At 64.9% G+C, this 6,121-nt stretch carries 9 protein-coding genes; 5 read left to right on the top strand and 4 right to left on the bottom strand.

Annotated elements, in window-relative coordinates; all coding sequences use genetic code 11:
- Positions 1–29: 29 nt before the first annotated feature.
- Both CWO89_RS39650 and CWO89_RS39645 read left to right on the top strand, forming a co-directional pair.
- Complete coding sequence (locus CWO89_RS39650) at positions 30–638, top strand: TetR/AcrR family transcriptional regulator (protein WP_130583733.1); 609 nt, start codon at positions 30–32, stop codon at positions 636–638.
- Complete coding sequence (locus tag CWO89_RS39645) at positions 635–1,099, top strand: PaaI family thioesterase (RefSeq protein WP_130583732.1); 465 nt, start codon at positions 635–637, stop codon at positions 1,097–1,099. Before CWO89_RS39650 ends, CWO89_RS39645 begins: the two co-directional genes overlap by 4 nt.
- 38 nt (positions 1,100–1,137) lie before the next feature.
- Here the strand turns inward: CWO89_RS39645 and rplI are convergent, their stop codons facing one another.
- The 4 genes from rplI to rpsF all read right to left on the bottom strand — a co-directional run bounded on the left by rplI (position 1,138) and on the right by rpsF (position 3,597).
- Entirely contained in the window at positions 1,138–1,740 is a 603-nt protein-coding gene (gene rplI, locus CWO89_RS39640) for a 50S ribosomal protein L9 (protein ID WP_130583731.1), read from the bottom strand.
- Between the two features lie 42 nt (positions 1,741–1,782).
- Positions 1,783–2,754 carry a DUF2232 domain-containing protein gene (locus tag CWO89_RS39635; protein ID WP_130583730.1) on the bottom strand — a complete coding sequence of 324 codons (972 nt, stop codon included), beginning with the start codon at positions 2,752–2,754 and terminating at the stop codon, positions 1,783–1,785.
- A 127-nt stretch (positions 2,755–2,881) separates the two neighbouring features.
- Positions 2,882–3,121 carry a 30S ribosomal protein S18 gene (gene rpsR / locus CWO89_RS39630; RefSeq protein ID WP_007592020.1) on the bottom strand — a complete coding sequence of 80 codons (240 nt, stop codon included), beginning with the start codon at positions 3,119–3,121 and terminating at the stop codon, positions 2,882–2,884.
- A gap of 5 nt (positions 3,122–3,126) precedes the next feature.
- Positions 3,127–3,597 (bottom strand): 30S ribosomal protein S6, encoded by a 471-nt coding sequence (gene rpsF, locus CWO89_RS39625; protein WP_130583729.1) that lies wholly within the window; start codon positions 3,595–3,597, stop codon positions 3,127–3,129.
- 334 nt (positions 3,598–3,931) lie between these two features.
- Between rpsF and CWO89_RS39620 the strand changes: the two genes are divergently transcribed.
- From CWO89_RS39620 to CWO89_RS39610, 3 genes are all read left to right on the top strand, one after another.
- Positions 3,932–4,648: a TetR/AcrR family transcriptional regulator gene (locus CWO89_RS39620; RefSeq protein WP_130583728.1), complete on the top strand. Its 717-nt coding sequence runs from the start codon at positions 3,932–3,934 to the stop codon at positions 4,646–4,648.
- Positions 4,645–5,670 (top strand): fatty acid desaturase family protein, encoded by a 1,026-nt coding sequence (locus CWO89_RS39615; RefSeq protein ID WP_130583727.1) that lies wholly within the window; start codon positions 4,645–4,647, stop codon positions 5,668–5,670. Before CWO89_RS39620 ends, CWO89_RS39615 begins: the two co-directional genes overlap by 4 nt.
- A gap of 141 nt (positions 5,671–5,811) precedes the next feature.
- On the top strand, positions 5,812–6,121 hold a 310-nt coding region (locus CWO89_RS39610), incomplete at its 3' end, for an ACP S-malonyltransferase (protein ID WP_130583734.1).

Genomic DNA, 6,121 nt, shown 5'->3' with positions numbered 1-6,121 from the left:
GCTAGAGTAGAGCTCCAGAGAGGTGGAGCATGGCAACCACGGCGCGAGAGGACTTGTTGGCCGCAGGTCTTGCAGTCTTCGACCGCGATGGGTTTGAGGGCGCGACGGTTGCGGCCATCCGAACCCGTGCACGGGCCTCCAACGGCAGCTTCTTCCACTTCTTCGGATCGAAGAAGGCGCTCGCCGGCACCCTGTTCCTGGACATCCTGCAGCGCTATCACGCCGCCATGCTCGCGGTGCTCGATCGATCCTGCGGCGCGCGGGACGGGGTCGGGCGGCTGATCCGCGCCCATCTCGACTGGGTCGTCGTCAACCGGCGCGAAGCACGCTTCCTGTTCGAGATATCCCGCAGCGAATGGAGCGATGAGCTTCGTGACGCGCAGCGCAGGGAGAATGTGCGGCTCGCTGACGGGATCGAGAATTGGCGGGCGCCGCTGCTTGCAAGCGGCGAGCTATCGCCGATGTCGCCAACCGTTTTCATCAGCCAGATCATCGGGCCCGCGCAGATCTTTTGCCGCGCCTACCTGTCGGGCCGCGACCGCGGCGATCCGAGGGAGCAGGCCGATATGCTGATTGCCTGCGCGATCCGCGCCGTTGCAGCTCCCGGCGCAGCGGAGAGAAGTGGAGATACGCCATGACAGAGGATTTGGATCGCGACTTCACGCCGATCGCGAAGCGCATCCGCGACAATGTCGGTCGCCAGGGATTCATGAATCACGTCGGCGCCGAATTGTCCGAGCTCGCCCGCGGCACCTGCACCATCGAGGGCGGGCGGCGGCCGGAGCTGTTGCAGCAGCACGGCCTGTTCCACGGTGGCGTCACGGCGTTTCTGGTCGACAACGCAACCACCATCGCGGCCGCGACCACGCGCGGCCAGGCGGCGCTGACGGCCGAATACAAATTGAACCTATTGTCGCCAGCGTCCGGCGATCGCCTGATCTGCCGCGCGCGCGTGATCAAGCCGGGACGGCAGGTCGCCGTCGTCGCGGCCGACGTGTTCTGCGTCATTGACGGCAAAGAGAAGCACACCGCGACCGCGCTCGCTTCGATCGCCATGCTGGATGAGAAGGCGGCGGCCCGAATCGAAAGCCCGGCCTGATCGAGGCCGGGCTTTGATCTTGCCGTAAACGAAGAGGCTTACTTTTCCTCGGCAGCCGGCGCCGGCTCCACCGGCTCCTCCTGCTGCGCTTCCGGATCGAAGAACTCGCCGGCGGCGGCAAGCGCCTCGGCTGCGGCGTCCTGGTCTTCCTGGCGGCTCGAGATGTCCTCGCCGCGCTTGATGCGCTCGGCTTCATCCGCGCTGCGCGCGACGATGACGGTGACGTTGGTCTCGACCTCGGGGTGGACGGCGATCGTCACCTTCTGCTGGCCGATCACCTTGATCGGCGAGTCCAGCCAGACCTGCGGCCGGCTGACGATGATGCCGTCGGTCGCCAGCGCCGTGACGATGTCGCGCACCGAAACTGAGCCGAATAGCTGACCGCTTTCGGAGGCCTGGCGAATGATCATGATCTCGCGGCCGTCGATCTTCTCGGCCACCTTGCTGGCTTCGGACTTGGCCTGAAGATTGTTGGCCTCGAGCTCGGCCTTCATGCCTTCGTACTTGGCGCGGTTATCGGCGGTGGCGCGCAGCGCCTTGCCGCGCTTCAGGAGGAAATTGCGCGCAAAGCCGTCGCGGACCTTCACGACCTCGCCCATCTGGCCGAGCTTGGCGACACGTTCCAAAAGAATGACTTCCATATTGCTTCTCCTTCAATCTTGGTTTGGGTTGATCGGTTGAATTCAGGATGCAGGGAGCGGTGGCGGCCTGGTCCGTAGATAGCGTTGGCGCAATCCGAACAGCGCGTCGGCTATTCCGAGCACCACCATCGCCATCACCGGCCAGGTGAAGATCACAACCACGGCATAGGCGCAGCTCAGCCAGAGTGTGCGGCTATTGAGCGATTGCGTCACCGTGTGCAGCACGGCGAAACCGGTGAGCGCATAAGCCGCCATCAGGGCGGTGGTCGTGACCTGTGCGAGGATGGCCAACAGGCCGCTCGTGAAGCAGAGGGCGATGGCCACGCACGAAGCCACCAATGTCATTGCCGGGAGCGCAGTCGCCCGCAGTTCGGGCCACGGGCGTCGCAGGCGGCCCGAGGTCGCCGTGATCAGGGTCGCCAGCCAGAGATTGATCGTCAGCGATATCATGGTGACGATGACCGCGGCGAGCGGTGCGACAGCCACCATAGCGTCGACCACGCGTTCCATGTCGGCGCTCGCTGTCACCATGCGCGAGTCCAGAACCCGCATCAGACCGCGCTTCATGGCACCCGCGATGCTGGCGGCGTCGGTGCCCAGCGTGAGCAGGGCCGCCATCGTGGTGAGCACGGCAAAGCCTGCAATCCAGAGCAGGATACGGCCGACCGGATACCATTCGAGATTGGCGGTCGCCGGAGCGGGCCCGCCAGTTGGGCTCGGCTCGGCAACCGGGCGTCCCAGTAGCGCGAGGTACCCGAGCCACCAGGCCGGCAGCGCAACCATGATGACAAAGGTGATGCAATAGGGCAGGCCGAAGATCGCGCCGAGGCCCGACGCGGCCGCAATGCCGCCAATACTTGCCGTGAGCGGACCCCAGCCGAGCCCTGCCATCATCAATGGCAGCGGCGCCAGCCAGAACAGCAACAGCGAGATCATCGCGCCCGAAATCATCGAGGCGAACATCAACGCCGACGCGCAGCCAGCAGCGATAGCAATGAACAACGTCGCGATCATTAGCTGTCCCGCTCCTTTCGAGCGGTTAGAGGTCCTGCTTGAGAACCCCAACCATCGGCGACCGGACGACCCGGAAGCCTTATGAGCAAATGGTCCGCAGCGCGCGAGGTGCTGCGGACCGGATTGACTAGCGAATCACGTAGGGCAAGAGGCCGAGGAAGCGCGCGCGCTTGATGGCGCGGGCGAGTTCACGCTGCTTCTTGGCGGAAACGGCCGTGATGCGGCTCGGCACGATCTTGCCGCGCTCGGAGACGTAACGCATCAGCAGCTTGGAATCCTTGTAGTCGATCTTCGGCGCATTCGCTCCCGTGAACGGGCAGGACTTGCGGCGACGGAAAAACGGACGGCGGGCACCGGCTTCAGCCATGATTCTTACTCCTCGGTCGCAGCGTCTTCATCGCGCGGGCGGCGCGGGCCACGGTCGCCGCGGAATCCACCGCCGTCGCGATCGCCACGGAAGCCGCCACCCTCGCGGTCACCGCGGAAGCCGCCGCCGCGATCATCGCGCTCACGGTCACGGTCAGCCTTGCGCATCATCGCCGACGGGCCTTCCTCGAGCTCCTCGACGCGGACGGTGAGATAGCGGATGACGTCTTCGCTGATCCGCTCCTGGCGCTCGATCTCGCTGATTGCGGAAGAGGGCGCGTCCAGGTTCATCAACACGAAATGCGCCTTGCGATTCTTGTTCATGCGGTAGGTGAGGGAGCGCACGCCCCAATTCTCGGTCTTGGTAACCTTGCCGCCGGCCTGTTCGACGATACCGGTCATCTGCGCGGTCAGCTCGTCAACCTGCTGGGTGCTCGCGTCCTGGCGCGCGAGAAAAACATGCTCGTAAAGAGGCATGGATGTCCTTTCTAAAGTTGGCGCGGTTCCCGGCGACAAGCCCTTCGAGACCTTCGGAAAGGACTCGATGTTGCTCAGAAGGCGGAAGCACGGGACGACGAGCCGACTGGCCCTGCCACATCAAAATCAACGAATGAAATTGCTGAGACCGTCCGTTCAGCTCCCGGCCGGGACCCACGGATGGCGGGCTTTATAAGGATTTTGCGCGTTTTGGCAAGGTTGCCGGGCGAGGTTTTTGGCGGCTTGGCGGGCCAATCTGCGCCGGATCGGTTCGTCCAGCTCCGTCTTGATTTATTTGTTTGTATATCATACAAATAAATCGAGGAGGCGTCTGATGGCGGCCAAAGCTGCGTCCGAATCGCCAGCCGGCGATCCAAAACATGCCGTTCGGGCCACACGCGCGGCCGGGCGCAAGATGCGTTCGCTGCTCCTCGACGCCGCAAGCCGCCTGTTCAAGGAACAGGGGCTCGCCGGCGCCTCGATCACCGATATCGCTGCGGCCGCGGATGCCTTTCCGAGCCAGATCACCTACTACTTCCGCACCAAGGAAGCGCTCTTCGTCGAGGCCGCCTGCCGCGACATGCTCTATGTGGCGCGCGCGGCGGAGGAGGCTGCGCTGCGGGCGGAGACGCCGCGGGACTACACGCGTGCGCTGGTCGAGACGGTGACGGCGACCGATTCGGTCGCCTTCTTTGCGGAGGCGCTGACCCTGACGCGGCGCCGCCAGGATCTCGCGCCGCTCGTGGAGCGGACCATCGAGCGGCTGCACAGCGAAGGGCTGCGCGCCTATGCGGGGCAGATCGAACGGCACGGCTGGCGCACGCTGCGCGACCCCGCCGCGACCTCGCGGCGGTTCTGGGCAGCTGCGATCGGCGTCATCCTCGAAGGCTATGCGATGGGCCGCTCGGCGGAGGAGCTGTGCAGCGAAATGCTGCGCGTGCTCTGCGAGCAGGCCACCACCACATCCAGCGCCGAGAACACGCGCCTGCGCCTGGTCGGCGATCCCAGCACATCCACTTCCACCTCTCGCGACGAGGAGACTTCGCCATGACCGCGCTTCGCATCCGCGCCCGCGACTTCCTGACCGAGGATCAATTGATCGCCGTCCGCCAGCGCTCGACGTTGAAGGGCATCGCGCTGATTGCGCATGCCTGGGCGCTGATATCAGGCGCGATCGCGCTGGTGGCCTGGTGGCCGAATCCGCTGACATATCTCCTCGCCGTCGCGATCATCGGCTCGCGGCAGCTCGGGCTCGCGATCCTGATGCACGACGGCGCGCATGGATGCCTTTCAGCGGACGAGAAGACTAACCTGACATTGAGCCAGTGGTTTTGCGCCTATCCGATCTTTGCGGAGACGCGCGCCTATCGCCGCTATCACCTGCAGCATCACGCGCGGACGCAGCAGGAGGATGATCCCGACCTCGTGCTGTCGGCGCCGTTTCCGATCACGAAGATGAGCTACCGGCGCAAGTTCATTCGCGACATCACCGGCCAGACCGGCTATCAGCAGCGCAAGGCGCAACTGCTCAATGCGCTCGGGCCGAAGCAATGGCCCTGGCGGCAGCGTGCCGCGCATTTCTGGGAGAAGCTCGGGCCGCAATTCATCGTCAACGGGCTCCTGTTTGCAGGGCTTGCGGCTGCCGGCGTGTGGTGGGCTTATCCACTGCTATGGCTGGTTCCGCTGCTCACCTGGATGATGGTGATCACGCGCATCCGCAACATCGCCGAGCACGCCGTCGTTCCTGACAGCCACGATCCCCTGCGCAACACCCGGACCACGCACGCCGGCTTCCTCGAGCGGCTGTTCATCGCCCCCTATTACGTGAACTATCACCTCGAGCATCACCTGCTGTTCTATGTCCCGTGCTACAACCTGCCGCGGGTTCACCGCATTCTCAGCGAAAGCCGGCACGCCGGCCACATGGAGGTGCAGCCGGGCTATCTTGCGGTGCTGAGACTGGCGACCGCAAAGCCGGATCATGAGGATCGGCCGGGGCAATTGGTGAGCAGCGCACGCCGGGCGAGGGCCGGCGCGGAAGTAGGCGCGGACCAGAGGGCCGGCGGGTTCTAGGGGAAAGTCCCCATTTCAATGCCGCAACGCGGCTTGACATCCCAGCCCCGGACGGTGTCTTACGCGCCCGTCCAGAGCATGATCCGGAAGGAGCGGAAACCGGCTTTCCCGGAGATCATGCCCAAACAGCTTGGGAGCGCCATGACGGCAGCATTCACTTTTCCGGGGCAGGGGTCGCAGGCAGTCGGCATGGGCAAGGCCCTCGCCGATGCCTTTCCGGTGGCCCGGGCGGTGTTCGACGAGGTCGACGCCGCGCTGGGAGAGAAGCTGACCGGGATCATCTGGGACGGTCCGGCTGAAACCCTGCAGCTCACCCAGAATGCCCAGCCGGCGCTGATGGCGGTCTCGATCGCGACGCTGCGGGTGCTGGAGACGGAGGCCGAATTCTCGGTCGGCCGCGACGCGGCCTATGTCGCGGGCCATTCGCTCGGCGAGTACTCGGCACTGGCCG

Source organism: Bradyrhizobium sp. Leo170 (assembly GCF_004296405.1).
GTDB lineage: Bacteria > Pseudomonadota > Alphaproteobacteria > Rhizobiales > Xanthobacteraceae > Bradyrhizobium.
The sequence above is the reverse complement of the archived record's forward strand: the minus strand, read 5'-3'. Positions and strand labels throughout refer to the sequence as shown.